At 44.2% G+C, this 21,230-nt stretch carries 16 protein-coding genes, 1 other RNA gene and 1 pseudogene; 8 read left to right on the forward strand and 10 right to left on the reverse strand.

From position 1 onward, the window contains the following. The first annotated feature begins 204 nt into the window (after positions 1 to 204). Positions 205 to 723, forward strand: a complete 519-nt coding sequence (gene pal / locus RTJ53_RS00895; protein WP_312275439.1) for a peptidoglycan-associated lipoprotein Pal — start codon at positions 205 to 207, stop codon at positions 721 to 723. Positions 724 to 796: 73 nt separating this feature from the next. Here the strand turns inward: pal and RTJ53_RS00900 are convergent, their stop codons facing one another. Then, positions 797 to 1,588 (reverse strand): SIMPL domain-containing protein, encoded by a 792-nt coding sequence (locus RTJ53_RS00900; protein WP_312275440.1) that lies wholly within the window; start codon positions 1,586 to 1,588, stop codon positions 797 to 799. Between the two features lie 312 nt (positions 1,589 to 1,900). Here RTJ53_RS00900 and ffs point away from each other — a divergent pair. Both ffs and RTJ53_RS00910 read left to right on the forward strand, forming a co-directional pair. Next, an RNA gene (gene ffs, locus RTJ53_RS00905) (signal recognition particle sRNA small type) lies at positions 1,901 to 1,997 on the forward strand. A gap of 558 nt (positions 1,998 to 2,555) precedes the next feature. After that, positions 2,556 to 4,133: pseudogene (locus tag RTJ53_RS00910) on the forward strand (DEAD/DEAH box helicase); the annotation flags it as partial. Between the two features lie 822 nt (positions 4,134 to 4,955). Here the strand turns inward: RTJ53_RS00910 and RTJ53_RS00915 are convergent. Beyond that, a complete protein-coding gene (locus RTJ53_RS00915; RefSeq protein WP_312275441.1) occupies positions 4,956 to 5,972 on the reverse strand; it encodes an alpha/beta hydrolase in 1,017 nt (338 codons plus the stop codon). Between the two features lie 498 nt (positions 5,973 to 6,470). Between RTJ53_RS00915 and RTJ53_RS00920 the strand changes: the two genes are divergently transcribed. After that, a complete protein-coding gene (locus tag RTJ53_RS00920) occupies positions 6,471 to 7,610 on the forward strand; it encodes an MFS transporter (protein WP_312275908.1) in 1,140 nt (379 codons plus the stop codon). An 89-nt stretch (positions 7,611 to 7,699) separates the two neighbouring features. Here the strand turns inward: RTJ53_RS00920 and RTJ53_RS00925 are convergent, their stop codons facing one another. From RTJ53_RS00925 to RTJ53_RS00945, 5 genes are all read right to left on the reverse strand, one after another. Next, positions 7,700 to 9,193 (reverse strand): alanine/glycine:cation symporter family protein, encoded by a 1,494-nt coding sequence (locus RTJ53_RS00925; protein ID WP_312275442.1) that lies wholly within the window; start codon positions 9,191 to 9,193, stop codon positions 7,700 to 7,702. Between the two features lie 215 nt (positions 9,194 to 9,408). After that, positions 9,409 to 10,107, reverse strand: a complete 699-nt coding sequence (locus tag RTJ53_RS00930) for a VIT1/CCC1 transporter family protein (protein ID WP_312275443.1) — start codon at positions 10,105 to 10,107, stop codon at positions 9,409 to 9,411. Positions 10,108 to 10,275: 168 nt separating this feature from the next. Further along, the gene (locus RTJ53_RS00935) at positions 10,276 to 11,820 is read right to left on the reverse strand and encodes a DUF3482 domain-containing protein (RefSeq protein WP_312275444.1); all 1,545 of its coding nucleotides are present in this window, start codon (positions 11,818 to 11,820) and stop codon (positions 10,276 to 10,278) included. Positions 11,821 to 11,852: 32 nt separating this feature from the next. Further along, positions 11,853 to 12,410, reverse strand: a complete 558-nt coding sequence (locus RTJ53_RS00940) for a hypothetical protein (RefSeq protein WP_312275445.1) — start codon at positions 12,408 to 12,410, stop codon at positions 11,853 to 11,855. 2 nt (positions 12,411 to 12,412) lie between these two features. Next, positions 12,413 to 13,762, reverse strand: a complete 1,350-nt coding sequence (locus tag RTJ53_RS00945; protein ID WP_312275446.1) for a DUF2868 domain-containing protein — start codon at positions 13,760 to 13,762, stop codon at positions 12,413 to 12,415. A 164-nt stretch (positions 13,763 to 13,926) separates the two neighbouring features. On the opposite strand from RTJ53_RS00945, the gene RTJ53_RS00950 reads away from it, so the two are divergent. Genes RTJ53_RS00950 through RTJ53_RS00960 form a run of 3 tightly spaced genes read left to right on the forward strand, consistent with a single transcriptional unit; the run spans position 13,927 to position 15,026 of the window. Continuing rightward, a complete protein-coding gene (locus RTJ53_RS00950; protein WP_312275447.1) occupies positions 13,927 to 14,517 on the forward strand; it encodes a hypothetical protein in 591 nt (196 codons plus the stop codon). Continuing rightward, complete coding sequence (locus RTJ53_RS00955; protein WP_312275448.1) at positions 14,483 to 14,725, forward strand: hypothetical protein; 243 nt, start codon at positions 14,483 to 14,485, stop codon at positions 14,723 to 14,725. The genes RTJ53_RS00950 and RTJ53_RS00955 overlap by 35 nt, the downstream gene beginning before the upstream one ends. Positions 14,726 to 14,783: 58 nt before the next feature. After that, a complete protein-coding gene (locus tag RTJ53_RS00960; protein ID WP_065263842.1) occupies positions 14,784 to 15,026 on the forward strand; it encodes a hypothetical protein in 243 nt (80 codons plus the stop codon). Here the strand turns inward: RTJ53_RS00960 and RTJ53_RS00965 are convergent. Beyond that, a complete protein-coding gene (locus RTJ53_RS00965; RefSeq protein WP_312275449.1) occupies positions 15,019 to 15,930 on the reverse strand; it encodes an ATP-binding protein in 912 nt (303 codons plus the stop codon). The genes RTJ53_RS00960 and RTJ53_RS00965 overlap by 8 nt on opposite strands. A 214-nt stretch (positions 15,931 to 16,144) precedes the next feature. Here RTJ53_RS00965 and RTJ53_RS00970 point away from each other — a divergent pair, with 214 nt between their 5' ends. Further along, positions 16,145 to 18,523, forward strand: coding sequence for a hypothetical protein (locus RTJ53_RS00970; protein ID WP_312275450.1), 2,379 nt, complete (start codon positions 16,145 to 16,147; stop codon positions 18,521 to 18,523). A 120-nt stretch (positions 18,524 to 18,643) separates the two neighbouring features. Here the strand turns inward: RTJ53_RS00970 and RTJ53_RS00975 are convergent, their stop codons facing one another. Continuing rightward, a complete protein-coding gene (locus tag RTJ53_RS00975; protein ID WP_248107988.1) occupies positions 18,644 to 18,988 on the reverse strand; it encodes a YbeD family protein in 345 nt (114 codons plus the stop codon). Positions 18,989 to 19,204: 216 nt separating this feature from the next. Continuing rightward, positions 19,205 to 21,109, reverse strand: a complete 1,905-nt coding sequence (rpoD, locus tag RTJ53_RS00980) for an RNA polymerase sigma factor RpoD (RefSeq protein ID WP_312275451.1) — start codon at positions 21,107 to 21,109, stop codon at positions 19,205 to 19,207. Positions 21,110 to 21,230 lie beyond the last annotated feature (121 nt).

The raw sequence follows: 21,230 nt of genomic DNA on the forward strand, positions 1-21,230 counted from the left end.
TGTGTTGTTATCACTTATCTTATAAGCGGTAAATTTTTTTAAGCTACTTGTTTAATCTAAAAATTAAACTGCTTTGAGAACTTTGAGAAAAAGTTGGCTAAAATTTACAGTAACACTGTTTACAAAAAGCGCGAGATTGATTTACTCTATCGAAAAGTAACAAAATAGGTAAACGCGTTAAATAATAATTTTTGAGGAAAGACTATGAAATTAACGATGCTAAAAGTAGTAAGCGCTGCTGCGATGATGGCAACCATCGCCTTAACAGGGTGTTCTGCCAAACGTAATGGCACGTCTGAAGTGGTGGTTGCACCGATGGGCGTTCCCGGTGGCGTAGGCTACTATAACGGGGGCGCTGTGGTAACAAACTCGACGTCAGTCATTACCGCCGCGGGTGCAAATCCCAATGCCGTGTATTTCGGCTTTGATAGCAGTGAAATAGACGCTCAAGGTCAAGCCGTGTTAAATCAACAAGCGCAATTCTTACAAGCCAACCCAAGTGCCCGTGTCGCTATTGCGGGTCACACCGATGAGCGTGGTAGCCGTGAATATAATTTGGCATTGGGTGAGCGCCGTGCCCAAGCCGCACAGGCCTACTTAGCAACGTCAGGGGTATCAGCTTCACGTATGGAAGCCATCAGCTATGGTGAAGACCAACCTGCCGATCCCGGTCATGACGAATCAGCATGGGCAAAAAACCGCCGTGCAGAAATTTCTTACTAAGTATTTCTTAGTGAGTAAAAGACAAACAAAAAAACCTGTTGATTCAACAGGTTTTTTTGTGGTTAACAGCAGCTTATTTTACCAGTTGTACGGTACCGTTGGCAGTGACTGTAATGGTGCTATCGCCCGCTTGGAAGTTTTGGTCAGCGACTTTGGCACTGGCGGCTTCTAGCATCATTACACTGCCATACGCACGCGGTGCACGATAATCGCCTCCTTGACTAAACTCCAACGAGACTAATTGATAGCCTTTTGCGCCCCAGACAGGCAGCAGCGTTTGCGCTTGGCGCTGGAAGTTTTTGGAAGCTTCCATCATCAATTCTTGCTCGGTGGCTTTGCGCGCGGCATCAGACACACTAAAGTCTAATCCATCAACCGTCATAAAACTTTGCAATTCAGCAATCAATTTGCTAGCGGCAACTGTGTCGGTGCTTTTTAAATTCAAGCTTGCAGTTCCCGTCCAACCAATGATTTTTTGGTTTTTATCATATTGCGGATAGGTGGCTTGATTGCCCGTACTGACTTGCACTTGTGGGTATTTTTTGGCAATGGCAACCGCTTGGTTCAACGTGGTAGCAATTTGATTAGCCACCTCACTGCTTGATTTGTTTTGCACAGTTTTGCTAAGGGTGGCATTGATTTGGTCATTGCTGACTTTTTTACTCGCTGAGGCAGCAAAGTTAAGCAAGCCGTAGTTTAAAGTATTGGTCATTGATGGGTTCGCAGGGGATGGGTTCACAGGGTAGGTGGCGGCTGAAACACTGGTAAAAGGTAATAGCGTCGCCATAGCAAGCAAGCTGGCTGCAATACCTTTGGTCATTGTATGATTGGGATGATTGTTAGTTGCGGTGCTTAAGTGTGTCATAGTGTTTCCTATTGTTTTTTTCCTAGTTTTTTCTAGTGCTTGTTTATATGGGGTGGCATGAATCTGTTGCTGATTAAACTGCTATTTAGCTCATTCAATATATTATTGAATGGGCATTATAAAATATTTTGTAACATTTGCAGCGGAAGAATTGTAGAAAAAGGGTAAGAAGTTCGACAAAAATTTACCCAAATGTTGCTTGCTGATGGTTTAGCGTGTGTAAAAAGGAAATAAATAAAAAAATTTGGCCTATATGATAAAAATAGTTTGCATTCAGTCGCCAAATTCTCTAGAATACCGCTTCGGTAACCCCATTGGTAGCTTCGCAACTAGCTGCTGTGAACCCCGCCAGGACCGGAAGGTAGCAACGGTAGCAGCCAGCCAGTGTGCCGAAGATGTGCTAGTGGGGTTATCACTTTTTTAAGTAGGTGTTTTTGATGCCTATTTCACTTGGTAAGTTTTTTAATTGCGAAAGAAAACTGACCAATAATGACTCATATACGCTAAGAGCAACGTCAATTTTCCAATTAATCTAGCTTATCCATCTGCCTATATATCAAGCGCGCCATTGTAAGCGCTGATAATCTTCCGATGATAACCTAATATTTAGCATTGTATTTTTTTAAGCATTCTTGTGAATGCCGCGATACGAACTTTTTGATGGTTTTACTGTTTCAAAAGTTTTGATAAGTCTGACAGTAGGTTTTGTCACTATTTTTATAGTGAAAATAAGTCTTACAGACACGATTACAATGCTTTAAAGCGATTAACACGATATTTGTGATTAATGATAGCTGATAATTTTGCCTATTCATTTTGCTTATCCATTTTGAAAGTGCAGTCAGCTTGAGGGCTTTTGCTTGTTGCGTGTTTTCAATCAAGGTTACCACCGACACTTTGATTAACTTATTTTTTAAGGACTTACATGACTGATTTTAATTCAACCACAGATTTTGCTGATAACTCAATCGATAATTTTTTTAGCCACAGCCAAGCCAACAGCAATCAGCCTACTGACAACACCCAAGTTGATGATACAGAAGCAACTGCGACAACGGATGTTGTAGCGGCTGATACTGTAGCAACAGATGCGCCAACGACTGACGATGCTAACCTTAGCGAAAATGGTTTTACTGCACTAGGTATTTCAGGTTCATTACTAAAAAGTATTGTCGCAACGGGTTATACCACACCAACGCCTATCCAAGCGCGCGCGATTCCTGCTGCATTAGCGGGTCGTGATTTGCTATTATCAGCACAGACAGGTAGTGGTAAAACCGCCGCGTTTGTATTACCAATTTTGCATCAATTAAGTGAGCTACAAGCCAAAGAAAAAGCGGCAGAAAAAACCGCAAGTGGTAAACGTGGTCGCCAACAGCCAAAAGTCGTACAAGCCTTGATTTTGACACCGACGCGTGAGCTGGCCAACCAAGTACAAGACAGCATCCGCAAATATGGCTCAGCCATGAAAGATTTGTACAGTGTGCCACTTGTTGGCGGTGCGGCATACAGTGGTCAAATCCGTGCGCTAAAAAAAGGCGTACAAATCATCGTGGCGACGCCTGGTCGTTTGCTAGATCATATCAATGCCCAGCGTGTGAATCTCTCTGATTTGACCATGTTGGTACTTGATGAAGCAGACCGTATGCTAGACATGGGCTTTGCCGATGACATCAATGCGATTTTGGAAGCCACACCCGCGCATCGCCAAACCATCATGTCATCTGCGACATGGGATGGTCCAGTCGGTAAAATCGCTGAAAGCTTTACCAAAGACCCAGAGCGTATCAACATCAAAGTTGAAACCGCACACATCGATGAAAAAGTGTACTTCTGTGACAACTTTGATCACAAAAATAAATTATTAGAGCAGCTGATCTGTGACCCAGAGCGTGGTCAAGCGATTATCTTTACCGCGACCAAACGCAGCAGTGAAGAAGTCGCTGAGCGCTTACAACAATGGGAACACAAAGCCTGTTATCTGCATGGTGACTTGCCACAAAGCAAGCGTAATCGTATCGTCTCAGATCTACGCAGTGGTAAATTTGACATCGTGGTAGCAACAGACGTGGCAGCACGTGGTCTTGATTTACCCAACATTACCCATGTATTCAACTATGATTTACCGCGCCAAGTGGAAGATTATGTGCATCGTATCGGTCGTTCAGGTCGTGCCGGTCGTACTGGTATTGCTATCAACCTATGTAGCCGCGATGACCGTCGTCAATTTGGCAATATTGCCCGTTACCTAAAACGTGATATCAATGAAGCGCAAGTTGAAGGTTTAGAACCGCGTTTTGTGGAAAAATTTGAAGGTCGTGGTAAGCCTAATGGTCGTGACGGTCGCGGTCGTGGTCGCAGCGGCAGTGATAGCCGTGGCGGTCGTGATGATCGTGGCAGTCGCTCACAACGTTTTGCTGGTTCAAGCGACAGACCTTCAAGCGAGCGTCGTTTTGCGGACAAGCCACGTGACAACCAAGAACGCTATGGCAAATCAGCGAGCAACGATAGTTCAGCACGTTTTGAAAAACGCGAGCGTTTTGACAAAGGTCACCAAGGCAACAGCGATAGTCGTTTTGGGCGTGATGATGCTAGTGCGCCGCGTCGTCACCGTGATTCAGATAACCGTCATGGCAACAGTCAGGGCGATTTTCACCGCGCCGCTAAATCATCGGACAAACCAAACTTTGACCGTGATTCACGCCAAGGCAATCGTGAGCCTCGCCAAGGTGAGTATGCAGATCGTCGCCGCGATGATAACCGTAGCTTTAACAAAGATGGCTTTAAAGGCTATCAAGGTGATAAACCACGTTACAACACTGACCGTAACAGCAGTGAGCGACAAGGCGAGCGTCCTAACCGCTTTGAAAAAAATGACCGTTTTGGTGACAAACCTTTTGCCAAAAAGACTGAACGCTCTAGCGAGTTTCGTGGCGATGACCGCGCTCGCAAGCCACGTCCAATCGTAGAAGAAACCTTTGGTCAACCGCTTAAAAAACGTAGCGACAGACCGTATCCGGCAAAAGAGGGTCAACGTGCTGGTGATTCACGCTCAAACGGGTTTAAATCTGAGGGTTTCAAAAAATCAGATAAACCATTTGCAGGTAAATCGTCAAGATCGGAAGGATTTAAGTCATCGTCTGACCGTTATGCCTCATCAAGCAAGCCATCCGCTAAACCTGCGGGCAAACAAGATGGTTGGGATGCGCCAAAACGTAGCCGTCGCAATAGCACAGGCAAACCGCTATAAGTTATAAGCAGTAAAAAAAGCACCTAATTGGGTGCTTTTTTATTGGCTAGATTATTTTGGCTTGTTATCAGACTGGGCAAATTTTATCCGGCTGTGCAGGTGTTTTGGGGCATTGGGTTATTGGCAAAATTCGCCAACGGTTTGATACAGTTGTTTGCATTGGTCAGGGCACAGATTTTCCATATTCAAAAACGCGTGCGGCATATCCGCAAAATGGACGAGTTGGGATGGCGCGCCTGCGGCTTTTAGTACGTCATGATAGCCGATATCTTCATCACGCAGCGGGCAATAACCAGCCGTTAGGTGCAGTGTGTTTGGGGCTTGATACGGCGAATGATGCAGTAGGGTAGCCATATCGGTCCAAAACGGTGAGCTCAGCTCACGGTCATCATAGTCTGAAAAATAATTGTCAAAATACCAGCGGATTTTGCTGGATTCCAGTAAATAACCCGTGCCATTTTCCTCAATCGAGGGCTGTGACATGGTGTAGTCTAGACTGGCATAAATCAAAATTTGATGGGTGATAGCTAAGTCTGTGCTCACACGGTTGGCAAGCCAATCTTGCACCAAGCTAGCAGTAATCGCCCCGCCAGCGCTATCACCTGCTATGATAAGCTTGCCGTTACAGGCATAACCGACTTGCTGTAGGGTCGCCGTTAAATGCGTTAAAATCGCGTGGGCATCATCAATCGCCGCAGGGTAACGATTTTCTGGTGCAAGGCGATATTCGGGCGCTACCACCACACAGCCTGTCGCTTCGGCCAATTTTTTATAGAGTTTATCATACACAGTGACGCTACCTGCCATGCCACCACCGCCATGAAAATACACCATTACCGGCACGTCAGTCGTTGCTTGTTCATTTGGCATGGGGCAGTTGCTCGGTACAAATAGCCTAAGTGGTACGTTATAACCACGAAAATTGCTTGGCGTCACCAGCACCGTATCGATGATTTTTGCCATATTGGGTGCGTCAGTGACAAATGCGGTTGTCAAATTGGCTAACGCCTCACGTGCGTTGATGGCATTGGGCTTAACCCCTTGCGCTAACAGATACGGAACAATCACTTGATGTAACTGTGTCAAATACGCTTGCATGGCAGCGGGCATTGGCTGTTTTAAATTCTCTGGCATAATTCAATCCTATTGATTTTAAGGTTAATTACCACAATGTGCTAAATATTACTGCAATTTCGTCATGGCTGGGTAGTGATGTTTTGAAAAATCCTGATATGTTTTGGCAAATAGTCATGTGTTAAAAATATTACACGCTAGGGCGCCAAATTTGGCATTGAAGGGTTTTTAAATACCCATCAATTCACGTGATTGGTTTGAAAATTACAGCTTAAGGTTAAACTTCTTTTAACAATAAATACCGCGCTTTAGTGCTAGTATAGGCATTTCTTTGACGGGCACTACTCTGTAAAAAGGTCACTTATGACTTCTCAACCACAATATGCCATTGGGCATTTGGATTCTTCCAATCATTCCACCGATACTGATACTCATACACTAATATCCAGTAACTTAACTAGCCGCAATCCATCCCATAGCCAACCGCAAAACCAACCGCCTTCTCAACAACCGAATGCTAAACCACCGACAACGCCACCCTCATTGATAGTCAAAATCATGATTGGCATGATTGGCGCGTTTGCATTTTTGCAAGTTTATTCGATTCAAGCGATTTTGCCAATTATGATGCAAGCGTTCTCAGCGACTGAAACGCAAGTGGGTATGACAGTTGGGGCGACGGTGATTGCCATTGCCATCATGTCACCGTTTATGGGGATGTTGTCCGATGCCGTGGGTCGTAAAAATATCATTGTGGCATCCATTGCCTTTATGGCAATACCCACTATGATGATTGGGCTGTCTGACTCACTCTCCAGTATCATTATTTGGCGATTTATGCAAGGGTTGGCGGTACCTGGCATTACAGTGGTCACGATTGCCTATGTAGGGGAAGAGTACGCGGGCAAAGAGATGGCAAAAATGATGTCCTACTATGTCTCAGGTACAGTATTTGGGGGATTTTTAGGGCGCTTTATCTTGGGGCATTTAGAAGAGCTTATCGGCTGGGAAAAAGGCTTTGTGTTCATGGGCATGTTGACGGTGCTAGGCGCTGGCTTGGTGGCTTGGTTATTACCGCGTTCACGTCATTTTCATGCCAACCCAAACTTTGCATCGGCGCTGCACATGCTGAGTAAACATGTGCGCAACCGTTATGTGGTGACCGCAGGACTGCTTGGCGCGTGCGTGTTGTTTTCATTAGTGGGCTGTTTTACCTATGTCAATTTGCACTTGGCAGACGCACCCTACAATCTATCGAGTGCAGGGCTTGCTAACATTTTTGCGGTGTATTTGATTGGGGTGGTGGTCACACCGATTGCAAGTAGTTTGATTGCCAAATACGGCGCTGCCCGTATGGTGCGCGTGGCAGTGATGATTTCGATGATGGGCGTGCTGATGACACTGGCTGCGCCTATCTCTTTGGTGATTGTAGCGCTTGCGGTGATGTCAACCGGGGTATTTATTACCCAATCGGCGACCATTACTTATATCGCGGTGAATGTCAAAGAAGGGCGGTCGCTGGCGTCAGGTTTATATTATATGGCGTATTATATCGGTGGTAGTATCGGGGCGTGGGCGTGTGGTCTGGCATATGCACAAGGCAAATGGATATATACCGTCTATACACTGCTGGCTGTACAGGTCATCGCCTTACTGATTGCGTTTTTTGGGTTAATTAAAATCCCAATCAAAAGATAATCATTCATCACAAAAATAAACCCCAATCAATGGGGTTTATTTTTTTAACGGCTGTTAAATGAAAGCATTAAAGCAGTCACATATTAAAATTAGGGTACAAAGCGATCATGGTTGGGATGTTCACCGAATTCTTTACGGTATTTGGCTGAAATTTCATCCCAAATTGGCGCATTGTGTACGCCATTGGCGCGCGCATCATAGATCGGATCTTTGCCTTGTTTGACCTGTGCTTCATAATCGCGCAGTGCAGCAAACGCAGGTTTTTGCAAGAATAAGATACCAATGATGTTGAGCCATGCCATCAAACCAACGCCCAAGTCACCCAGTGCCCATGCCAAGTCGGCGGTTTTTAAGCAGCTATAAATTACCACAAATAAAATCACTACTTTGAGTACAGGGATTGCCCAATTTAGCTTTACGGTACGAGTGAGATAACGGATATTGGTTTCTGCAATATAGTAGTAAGCCATGATGGTAGTGAAGGCAAAGAAGAATAGCGCAATCGCTACAAATACTGAGCCAAAACCTGGCATGATGTTTTCCATCGCAGTTTGAACATAACCTGGACCTGCGGCAACGCCTTTAACCCCTTGATACAAGAAGGCTTCTTTGTTGGCAGGGTTTTGTACGTTGTACATACCAGTAATGATTAGCATGAAACCTGTCGCCGAACAAACAAATAGCGTATCAACATACACTGAAAACGCTTGTACTAACCCTTGTTTGGCTGGGTGTGATACATCAGCGGCTGCCGATGGGTGAGGACCTGTACCTTGACCTGCTTCATTTGAGTAAACGCCACGTTTCACACCCCATTGAATGGCAAGACCCAACACAGCACCAAACGTAGAATCCATACCAAACGCAGAGCGGAAAATCAACGCTAGCACTTCAGGTAATTGACCGATGTGCATGATGATGATAACAATCGCTACGATGATGTAGGCAAGTGCCATAAAAGGTACAATCAACTCAGCCGAGGAGGCAATACGTTTGACACCACCAAAGATGATAAAGCCTAGTAGTGCCGCAATTATCGCGGCTGAAACGCTAGGTGCGACACCCAGTGAATTGTTCATCGCTTCAGCAATCGAATTGGCCTGTACGCCTGGTAACAATAAACCACAAGCGGCGATTGCCGATATCGCAAATAACACCGCGTACCATTTTTGACCCAGCGCTTTTTCAAAATAATAGGCTGGACCACCGATAAAAAAGCCTTTATCATCACGTTCTTTATAAATCTGCGCAAGCGTTGACTCAACGAATGCGGTACTTGCACCCAAGAACGCTACCATCCACATCCAAAATAATGCCCCGGGACCACCAAAAGTAATCGCCGTTGCGACACCGGCAATATTGCCTGTACCCACACGACCGGCGAGTGACATAGCGAGTGCTTGGAATGAAGACACACCTTGATCGGTGCTTTTGCCGTCCATCAGCAATCGAATCATGCGACCAAAATGGCGCACTTGTAAAAAACGACCACGAATTGAAAAATATAAACCAACCAATAAACATAGATAGATTAATGCGGGACTCCATACCCAATCATTAATCGCATTGACAAAATCTTGCATTACCTTATCTCCCACTACCGTAGAAAGCTAAAATCCGATAGGATTTTTGACTATTTGCCAACTGTTTAATTTATAGAAACGATAATCTATCACCCAATAATAGTTTCTATAAACTTGCTGAATTATTACAGTTTCCTTATCTTATAAGAAAAAATTGGTTTTGCAAATGGTAATGATAAAAATTGGCGATAAATAATGCGATAAAAAGTGATTGACTAACCTGTTTTTACCCCAAACATTTCACCGATAAGGTTGGTAGTAACTAACGCGACAACGCCCCAAATGACCACCCGCACAATGGCAGGGAAAATTTTGGCACCCCCTAAATACGCCGATAACCACCCCAAAAATGCTAATCCTATCAAGGTAATTGTACCCAAACCGCCGATCATATATTGCTTCGGTAACAGCCAAATACACAGCACCGGCATTAGCGCCCCTGTGATGAAAGATAGAGCCGATGCCACGGCTGCCTGTAGGGGGTTGGCGGACGCAGTATCGGTAAGTCCAATTTCATCGCGTGCGTGCGCTTCTAGGGCATTGTGAGCAGTGAGCGCTACCGCAACATCATGTGCCATGACAGGCGTTAAGCCGCGCTGAACATAAATATGCGTCAGTTCTTTTAGCTCGCGGTCTGAATTGTGCTCAAGTTCATAGGCTTCTTTTGCCAAGTCGGCTTTTTCGGTGTCCGCTTGCGAAGAGACGGAGACATATTCGCCCGCTGCCATACTTATTGCGCCAGCAATCAGCGATGCTACCCCTGTCAACAGCAAGGTGTGACTGTCTACTTGCGCTGCCGCAACCCCCATCAACAGACTAGCAGTGGAAATCAAACCATCGTTGGCGCCGAGCACGGTTGCGCGAAGCCAGTTGTTGCGATTACTAAAATGCGGTTCATGATGTGCTGAATACATGGTCTTGTCCTCAAAAACAAAAAATTGACATAGATTAAAAGACAGATTAAAAGGTAAAAATAACAAAATTAGCTTAATAAATTCTTATAATGGGCTTAACAAATAATAGCCTTAACAAGGCTAGATAGTTTTCAGCCAGATTCTTTACCATGTTTGTACCCTAATAAATCAGCGTCTTAATTGACGTGATAGTTGCCAAGCTGCCTCATCGCGCAGCTCATGCGACTGCTTGGCAGACACAGTGGCTTGTCTGCCTGTGTTGAGCGATGACCATTCGGGCTTACCACGCGCTTTTTTGAGCAAACTTGGCAATCTATCAACTGACCAAGGTGCGAGCGATTGGTTCGCCATGATGCTATCAGTCGCCGCATGACCACGATGGCGTAGCGCAGTCAGTAGGTCCATCGCTCGAGTCGCCAGTAAGGTCAGGGTAGCAGGATCTATGTGCAGCCGTTTGACGCCACTGATTTTGTCGGCAATCGCGCTGGTGTTTGACAGTAAGCCACCTGCCAAACCACCAAGCGCCGTACCTAGCCCCAGTGATGTGCCAAGGGTGGCGACATCGATACCCAGTCCAATCAGTGCGCCTGCCGCTGCACCACCTGTGGTACGAATCCCATAACTGGCTAGTACTTCTTTATCGAAGGGATCGCGGCGATATTCAGTCAGCTCAAGCGGTGTGGTGGTGACGGTATTGTCATAAAATTTATACAGGTTTAAAAGTTCATCTTGCATACTGCGTTCAGCTTGGCGTACTTTTTCTTGCATTTTTTGTAAGGTAGGCAGCGGATCATCCTCCTCATGAATGGTTTCAACAAAGGCGGCAACGTTTAATAAGAAATGCGAAATGATAATATTGGCATCATCGTACAAATTATCCCAGTCGGCTTTACGACGCTCAATCAGCTGTTTGATAATTTCCGGTTGTATCAGCATGGTTTCTAAGTTTTGCCACAGTTTGATTTCATCATCAAATTCAAACGCCACTGAGTCAAACCGCGTAGATACATGTAAGTTGCGGCGCGCGAGCATCTGCTGCCATTCATTGATATTGCTATCTTGACCCTTGGTAAAGTTAAATACGGGCATGACGGGGATGGCTGACCATGACAGCACCGTCAACTCATCTTTATATTTGCCGAGCACAGGCTCACGCGCATCAATCACATAAACGGCCATGTCACTGGCAATCAGCTGACGAATGACCTTGGCTTCTTGGCTAAACTCGTCTTGCGCAGGCGCACTTGCCAAAAATTGCTGTAACCGCTCCACACCGTCACGGCGGGCAGCGGTGTTGTCTTCTAACCAATCAAGTAGCCCTGACGCATCTTCTAGACCTGGCGTGTCATACAGTGCCACCAAGCCTTGCCCCGTTTGGCTATCATTGATCATGGCTTTTTCCACATGGCGGGTAGTGGCAGGCGCATTTTTGACTTCGCCAAAGTACATATCACGCAACAGGGTGCGTAGTAACGAAGTTTTACCGGTATTGGTATGTCCAACGACCGCCAATTTTAACGCTTCATTTTCACCAATGCTGATTTTGCGGCTTGAATAGGGATTTTGTTCAGCTTGGGCTAATGGATGATTGATTGGCTGCGTAGCGATATCCGCGCTTGGATGGGTCGCGCTGTCAGTAGCCGTCGCTGGCAAATAATCTTTGGCTACATCAATTGTCAATTTTTCTTGGGAGGTTATGTCTTTGTTATCCATTATTTTGTTAACCTTTATGTATTCAGCGTGAGCTATTTTTGGCAAGTTCTTTTGGCAAGTTCTAAGGCATGGGTGACATGATTGAAGGCAGTTTGGGTCAGTGGATGTGCCAGCCAATCATTAAAACTATGGGCAACATCATCTATGTTTTCGCTACTATCTTCTGCCAGTTGGTCGTAATAATCCAAATAGCCTTCAGCAGTTAAAATCACCCAACCATCACTCACTGCAGATTTTTCTTCCATGGCTGTCAAAGATAGATAAAACCCAAGCATATCAAGCATCAGCAAAATCGCATCACTGGTGCTGTGTGGATAGCTATCGCCCATAGCAAACATGATGTCATCGAGCGCATTTAGCGCCTGTTCGATGCTATCGGTTTGCCAAGTTTGAGTATTTACGGCGTCAAACAGGGCTTGATAGTAAGGTTTTTCACTGTCGAGTTCATTGTCAAGCCAATCGGCTGGTAGATTTTGAACAAATTGACGCAGTAGATTTTGCACAAAGGCGCTTTGCGCTGCGAGCGTAAGCTGTGAAGCAGTTTGGGCAATGCTATTAATCACATCGGCATAGCTTGTCGTGGCATTCATGGTTAATTTTCTCTTACTAGGGCAATTTGGCGTTCTGCCAACGCGGTTTCCCATTGTAGCTGACGGGCTTTGATGGTTTCAATTTCGCTTGGACTCGGCAGGTAGCCTTGATTGACATCGAGCAGTTGTACAATCATACCCCCTTTTGCCGCGCTTGCGATATTATCGAGTTTTCTCAAGGTGCCACGGTCGGGGAGTGCGAGATTGGAGATACCGACGAGCACTTGAACAGGGTTGCTTTGAAGGTAGGCAATCAGTTTTTCCAAGTCATCACGATCATCGATACGACCAAAGTTTTGTGCCGCCATACCAACTGTTTTGGCATACCATTGCGGGTTGGCTTGCGGGTATTCGAGCAACACGGCAAGTTTATTGGCTAGGCTGATTTGGGCAGTGGGCGCGATAGGTTTTTGCTCAGCAGGGCTGTCATCGGGGTCGATTACTTTGCGCTGCCAAAAGTCGATAATTTTTTGATAGTACGGCTGTTTGATATCAAGTTTCATACGGCTTGAGCGTACCATTATCAGACAACATAGCCATGCGAGCAAACGTGGCACGATACCGTACATCAGTAGGCTGCCGATTAATAACATCGCCCAGCGAAACGAAATCATCTGTGGCGTGGTTTCAGGATTCATCTGCGCGGTGATAATATCTTGCGCCGTTGGTGTAGGAAAACCTACCCAATGGGGGAGCCAAGCCATCAGCTTGACCACTTCCACCACGTTGCTGTCTTGCAGTAGGGTTGATTCCCATACAAAATTATAATTTTTGACCAATAACAATAGAATTAACGACACCAACATTCCCGATAGACTGGCTAACCAAAACTGGTGGCTGATACGACTGACGTACCATTTGGTGCCAGCGTGATTGAGCTGGTCTTGATACAGTTCAACCGCCGTTTGGGTGACAATATCTTTGCCACGCACTAGGGCTGCCGGGGTGAAAAAAGCACCAAAAAAACTGGGTTTGTTGCGCGGTGAGAACAGCATCCAACCGAGCCAAACCAGTAAAATAATGGTATTAAACCCTAATAAACTGGCTAGCACATAAAAAAAGTTCACCACCTGCGCTTGCATCAAGCCAAATAACGCGACAAAGCCCAAAACAAACCACAGGACGGTCAATCCCCAGATCACGCCATTGACGCGGGTGTCAATGGTGGTGAGTAGCTGCGCAAGTTTGCCGTCATTATCAATGCGTGTGGCACGGCGGCGCAATTTGCTCAGCGGTTCGCCCGGTTCATGTTGCAGTTTTTCCGTGATAAGGATAGGGTCGGCGGCAAAAATATGCTGTTTTTCTTCTAGCCTGCGCACCAGTTCGGTCAGTTGGTCTTGAGATGTGTACATTTTTTTATATTCTAGAAATAATTTGTCTTATGATAACAGAATTTATTTTGAACTTAATAATTAACGACTGATTAAAAAATCTATCAATTTTCATATTGATAAATATATTTTAAAAAGATAGAATAACGATAAATTATAGATAAAAAACTTAGGTGATAATTTAAGTGAATAGTATTAGTCAATTAGATTTAATTGAAAATTTAAATTTCGACAACCTACTTAAAGGTTGTTCAAGTTTGAATGATATTTATTTGACTTTAGAACTAAGTGGTTTGAATACCACTAAATGGCTTCCAATTGAATTAAATAAAGAAAATTACTCTGATAAAGAAGCGATTAAAAAAAGTATATGCGATTTATTGAATAATGTTAAAAATAATATAAGAAAAAATATAGAATATTTAGATTTTGCTCTTAGTTTACTTGTAGAAGCTATTAGAAAACCTGAAAACTATATCAGAAAATACAGCATTTATAATAATGAGTATTTTTTTCAACTTTCAGAAAATTTAAAAGCTAAATTTTCAAATCGTAGTTATCAATGTGACATTGAGTTTATATTAGTTTTTTTCAGTAACTTTAGAAAATATTATCAAAAACTAGTTGTTAACTTTACAGAGTACATTGTGTCTGAATACATTCATAATATTTCTTTTAATAAAGCGTTTAGTTTAAAAGTCAATTTATTAACTTTTAATCATTTATTAAGAGAAAGAATTTATGCGAGAAATCAAAAATTTAGATATATCAATTAATACTTTTAATTTCAAGAATTGTAATAATTTTCAAATCAATCAAACCATTATTCTTACGTCTGAATTGGCTGAGACTGATGTGAAAGTAGTTGCAATAGAAGATATTGAAGAAAAGGCAAAAAAGCTAGAAGTTTTAGCGTCAGTTATGAATATTGTAGCTACTATTTCGCCAATAGTATTGCCATTTTTTATGAGTATAACTGTTTAATTTAACGTGATAAGTGCATTTCTGAGAAACAGTAATGCACTTATTTTAAGGTAATAGAATGTCGGCTAAAAAAGAAGATACCCAAACTAAAGCTCAAAGAATCCAAATTGATTTATCACCCAAAGCAGTAGAGACGTTAAAACGTCTTAAAGAAGAAACGGGCTTAAGTACCTATAGTGCTATTATCGCTCAATCGTTAAGTTTCAAAGACCAAATTATGAAAGAATTGGCGCGGGATGATAGTAATCGCTTATTGATTGTCAATGATAAGGGTGAGGCAACTCAAATCCTTATTACTTAATATTTTGTAGTCGTTTCATCCCAATAAAATACCGACTAAACTGATAAGCCACGCGCCCAGAGCGTCCACCGCGTTCACTGGCAAAGCGCAAGGCAGCGGCTTTTGCTTCCTCATCAAAGGGCAAACTTGCTTGCGCCAAATAATGCGCACAAATATCCAAATACACAGGCTGGGTCATGGGATGGAACGACAGCCACAGCCCAAAGCGGTCAGACAACGACACGGTTTCATCAATCGTCTCGTACGGATTGACTTCATCGGTTTGCCCATTATAAATGCTCACATTGTCTTTCATCAGTTGCGGTAGTAGATGACGGCGGTTACTGGTCGCATACACCAGTAGTTTGTCTTGCTCGCTATCTAGCGCGCCATCGAGCACACTTTTGAGCGTGCGATAATTCTCATCTTGTCCATTGAACGCTAAGTCATCGCAGTACACCACATAATGACAGCCATGATTGGGCTGGGTTGTATGAAGGTCTCGTACCGCTTGGCGAATCGGCTCTAACATCACCAAATCATCTCGTGACACTTCGATAATACGAAGACCATCCGCTTTATATTGATTGAGCAATGCCCGAATGAGCGAGGATTTTCCTGCGCCACGCGTGCCTGTCATGAGTACATGATTGGCAGGTAAGCCTGCTAAATATTGGCGCGTGTTTTGAACCAGTTTATTTTTTTGCCCATCAATGCCAAGCAAATCATCCAACGTCAATCGCAAATCTACGGTTAAAGGCACCAGTTCACCACTGCCCGTGAGGCTATTGGATTGCCAGCGGTAGGCAAGCACGCTGGGGTCAAGTTGTATGGGCTTGGGCAGCTGCGCCTGTAAAAATTGGGTTAGTAAGTGTTCTAAATTAGCGGGTAAATTAAGATTAGCGGGTAGAGTGAGTTGCGACATACAAGGGTTCTTCTGAGTGGTTTTTAAGTGATTGGTTTTTAAATGAGTAGTTTTTAAGCAATTTTGCGGTATTTAATCCGTATGATAGCAAAACTCCGTTAGATTACCCATTATCTTTGTAAACATTGCAGCATAACACTGGCTTTTTGTTTACAAAAAAAATCAATTCAGTTATAAAGATAGGCTCTATAATAAAATTTGTTAAGGAAGATCAATGAATGCGCAACAAGCCATCGCCTTTAGTATCAAGCCTCTCACTTTTGCCATCGTCTTGCTGGGGATTCACGGCTGTGCCACACAGCCTAGCGTGAGTCAACCGCTTTCTCAACGTGTGTTGCAAGCCAACCAAAATTTGGTCAGTCGCCAAAGCTATGCTTATGACTATCGAGTCAATGTGGTGCGCCCGCCCTTACGTAGCGCACAAGCTTTAGCTGCAAGCCCTAATCGTTTGAAACTTATAGGTCAGCTTAGCGCAGCACAGCACCTTGATGCTCGCCAACAAGCCTTGGTCACAGAGGGGGTTAATCACCAAACCCGTGAACAAAGCGAAGCGGGGCAAGTGATGGATATTTTAACCAAGCGCTTTGAGTTTGCATCCACAGGTGTGGTAGATCTTCGCCGAGGGCAAATGTCAATCGTGCCTGAATTTCGCTACGTGCAGAACAATGCAGGGGCGTTTATCAAAGTGCCGCTTGCGGCTGATTTTGCGCGCTCCAAAGTATATGCTGACTTGTCGGGACTCTCTGAGTTTGCCACCGACCCCCAATATGATGGACGCTACATTGAATATGACTATAGCAAACTGCTAAAAGATAAAAAGATAGATAAAAGAGCCTTATTCAAGGTATTTGAACAGATGTCACTGCTAAATGCCACCCTTGCTAAAGAAAGCGATTATCAGTCATTGGCTTTGACTACTGAAGATAAAGCCAAAGGTGTGAGCCAGCGCATTGGCTACCGCATTGGCTACAATCAAATGCTAGCCGAGTATTTGCTGTTCTTCCACGTCAATAAGCGCTACCTAAAATCATTCATCAATCCAGCCGATTTTGCCAAAGATGATGAATTAAAGCAGCTTGGCAGTCTTGCTGTTAGCCCACGGTATCTGATGAAAAAAGCCTTTGACAGCCATGAGTTGGCAAGCGTTGAGGAAAAAGCGTATGAATCTGCCATGCGCCTGTATGAAGCCATTGACAAAATGCGCGCGCAATCAGATGATAGCGCTGCTGACCCAGCCAGTGCCGATGCTGCAGAGGCAATGAACAGTTTAGAGACTCAAACAGCCAATGACGATTCAACCACTGATGAGTCGACCAGTGGCGAATTGGGTCAAACTGCAAAAGCCTTAGCAGCCTTTGACAAATACCAATCAGACAAATTGGTCAGTGCCGCTGCACTGGCAAAAATCATCGACGCCAATCCGCAAGCCTTTAAAGCGCTGCAAGCTGAGATAAGCAAAGAGGCAAATAGCGGCTTTATCTCAATCGATGACGACATCCGTATCAGCTATGGACTCAACCGCCACAATCAACTACTCAATATGGTGGCAATGAGTGATTTACCAGCATTTGAAAACACCACGCCGACAGCCAATCAGCCCAAGACACAAATGCGCACAGTGGTTAACTTTTATGATTATGGCAAAGCCCGCGTCAATCCTGATATCTTCAACAAGGCAATCACTTGGCAACAAGCATCAAAAGATAACAATCTATGGGCGGCGACAAAACAATCCAAAACCTTTGACAGTGATAAGAATTTAGAAGCCTTGTCCTATAGCTTACTCAAACAAAACAAAGGGTTTGTCGAGACCTTTGTCACCCTTTATACCTACCAGTTTGTGTTGCAAAAAGATGAAGCAAGCCTCAATGAAATAGATATGGCGGCGCTAAACGCCGCTGCAACCAAACTTGCAAAAATACAGGCCGATAATTATGCGGTCATGAATACCGATAGCCGTCAGCAAGAAGCGGTTACAGACGTTGATGCGTATGTCGATGATGAGCTTGCCGAACATATCGCAGGGATTGTTGATAAAACCTATCGCAATCAACAATACTTGCAACAGATTGCTAGACTTAAAGCGCAAGGCAAATCTGACGCCCAGATTTTTAGCCAGTTGTATCAAACTATTAGCGACAAACCCAGCAATGTAGAAAGTGCCGCTGCAGTGGCGGCGGAAGCTGCAGTAGATGTTGTTGAAGAAAGCGAAGAACAACAAGCTTGTTCGCTACTGTTGGACACAGATAAACTTGATAAAAAATCACGCACCCGCCTTGCCAAAATCTGTGAAAAAATCGACACAGCCACCGCCCAAGAACAGGCAGCCAGCCAACAATCTGGCAGCGCTGATACTGCATCCGTCCGCATGACCGCTGCCGATATCGCCAAGCAAAAGCAGGCGCGCGATAAGTTTAATCAATTACTTGGCGAAATCGCTATCGAAGACATGCAGACCCAAGCCAAGCATATCAGCCTATCTGATGAAGATGATGAGTTAATTGAAAAACTCAAACCTCACTTTGAGGCGAGCTATGATTTTAATTATGATGCCTACAAGGCTGCCTATCAGTTGTTACTTTTGAGCCAATAATCGGGCAAACGAAGCATCAACTGCTGATAAGCCATATAAAACAGATAAAAAAAGCGGGATAACTGATGTATCCCGCTTTTTTGTACGTCAATCACTCGTGCCATTTTAACCATAACAGGTTTATAATACGGTACGAATACTTGCCGCTTCATCGAGCATTTTATACAAGCTATTGACTTGCTCGGCGTCTGTCAAATATACATTAGCGCGTACTGAATGGAAACGACCGGTACGCGAGGGATTGATAGTTAAACTTGCCAAATCAAATTCAGGAAATAAAGTACCCAAAATTAATTTTACTTCATCAAGTAGCGTCTCTTTGTGACCCTCATGACCGATGATGCTAAGCGGATAATCCATAGGAAAATTCCACAATTCTGGGTGCTGGATATCCGTAGGTTTCGCCGCTCGCGTACTACATGCAGCGGCTTCCAAGTTATTAAGCGTAATTGTTTTATCGTTCATAGCATCACCTAAGGTTGTATCAATTTCTTTAGGGTCTAAATGAGGGTAAAACCGATAATTTCAAGACGTTGGGGTTTAGCGTTGAAAAAAGCGCCATTCATAAACCTATCCCTAACCCCATCTATAAAAAGCCACATTTATAGATAAATCACATTCATAAACCCGCCCATAAAAAAACCGAGAACATTGTCTCGGCTTTTTTGGATGGAGATAACATTAATCATTCTCTAGGAATGAACGTAAATGTTCAGAGCGAGAAGGGTGGCGCAGTTTACGCAGCGCTTTGGCTTCAATCTGACGAATACGCTCACGGGTGACATCAAATTGTTTACCTACTTCTTCTAAGGTATGGTCGGTAGACATATCAATACCAAAACGCATTTTAAGCACTTTGGCTTCACGTTCGGTGAGGTTGGCTAACACTTCACGGGTAGCTTCTTTTAACCCTTGTGCCGTTGCTTCATCCACTGGGCTTGAGATGCTTGAATCCTCAATAAAATCACCCAAGTGACTGTCTTCATCATCGCCGATTGGGGTTTCCATTGAGATTGGCTCTTTGGCGATTTTGAGTACTTTGCGGACTTTGACTTCGTCCATCTCTAAGCGTTCGCCCAATTCCTCAGGTGTAGGCTCGCGTCCCATTTCTTGTAATAGCTGGCGCGATACACGGTTGATTTTATTGATGGTTTCAATCATGTGCACAGGGATACGGATGGTACGCGCTTGGTCAGCAATCGAGCGGGTGATGGCTTGGCGAATCCACCAAGTGGCATAGGTCGAGAATTTATAACCACGGCGATATTCAAATTTATCTACCGCTTTCATCAAGCCAATGTTACCTTCTTGAATCAAATCAAGGAACTGCAAACCGCGGTTGGTGTATTTTTTAGCAATCGAGATGACCAGACGTAAGTTCGCCTCAACCATTTCTTTTTTGGCGCGGCGGGCTTTGGCTTCACCCACAGACATGTTACGTGCGACCACTTTCATTTGGTCGATGTTCATACCAAGATTTTGCTCATGCTGCTGAATACGTCCTTGATACTGTAACACTTCATCAAGTACCCGCTCTAATGTATCTGCAAAGGCAGGTTTGCCTGCGATACGGTTAGGGAGCCAGTCAAGGTTGGTTTCATTATGCGGAAAGGTTTTGCGAAACTCATCTTTTGGCATTTTACCGCGGCGAATCACCAGTTTCATGATGTGACGTTCGTTTTTACGCACGTCTTCATACACCTCGCGCATCATATCCATGATATTGTCAGAGACGCGGCTATTGAGCTTAAACAGCATAAAGCAGTTGGCAAGCTCATTCATCGCAGTTTTGACCACCTCACTATCACGGTCATGGGTGGCTAATAAATCTTTGACCTTGGTGAACAATTGCTCTAATTCTTCAAAACGCAGACGCACTTCTTCAGGGTCAAGACCGCTCGCTTCTTCGGTATCGGCATCTTCACTGACTTCGCCATCGGCTTCTTCGATTTCATCGGCGTTTTCGGCTTCATCATCGAGTTCATCTTCGGCTTTGTCGTCTTTGACTTTGGGTTTGATAATCGGTAACGCAATTTCTACCTCTTCGTCATCGGCAAGGGGAATGACATCAGCGGCTTCAGGGTCAAGAAAACCTGTAATAATATCCGAGACTTTCTTTTCACCTTCAAAGGTTTGGTGGTATTCATTAATGAGCATGGCCACCGTACCTGGCCAAAAGGTCATGGCATGTTGTACATCTCGAATACCATCTTCGATACGCTTAGCAATCGCAATCTCACCTTCACGGGTGAGTAGGTCAACCGTACCCATCTCACGCATATACATACGCACAGGGTCGGTGGTGCGACCTGGCTCAGATTCTACTGAGGCAAGTACCGCAGCGGCTTCATCGACAGCAATTTCGTCATCATCCGCATCATCGCTAAGCATAATGTCGTCTTCATCAGGCGCGGTCTCAAAAATCTTGATGCCAACGTCTGTGAGCATTTGAATAATATCATCAATTTGGTCACTTTCAGTTACCGATTCGGGGAGTTGATCATTAATCTCAGCATAGGTGAGATAACCTTGCTCTTTACCTAATTGAATCAGCGTGGCTAATTGAGAAGTTGAATGTTCGCTCATGAGGGCTCGCTTTGATATTGGTTAAAAAAATAAATAATGTAATAGCACGACAAATAAGCTAATGACTGTATTTCTTCATTTTTATCAAGGGATACACCCTGCAAATGACAGTCGAGGACTA

This window comes from Moraxella sp. CTOTU46711 (assembly GCF_031975715.1).
Taxonomy (GTDB): domain Bacteria; phylum Pseudomonadota; class Gammaproteobacteria; order Pseudomonadales; family Moraxellaceae; genus Faucicola.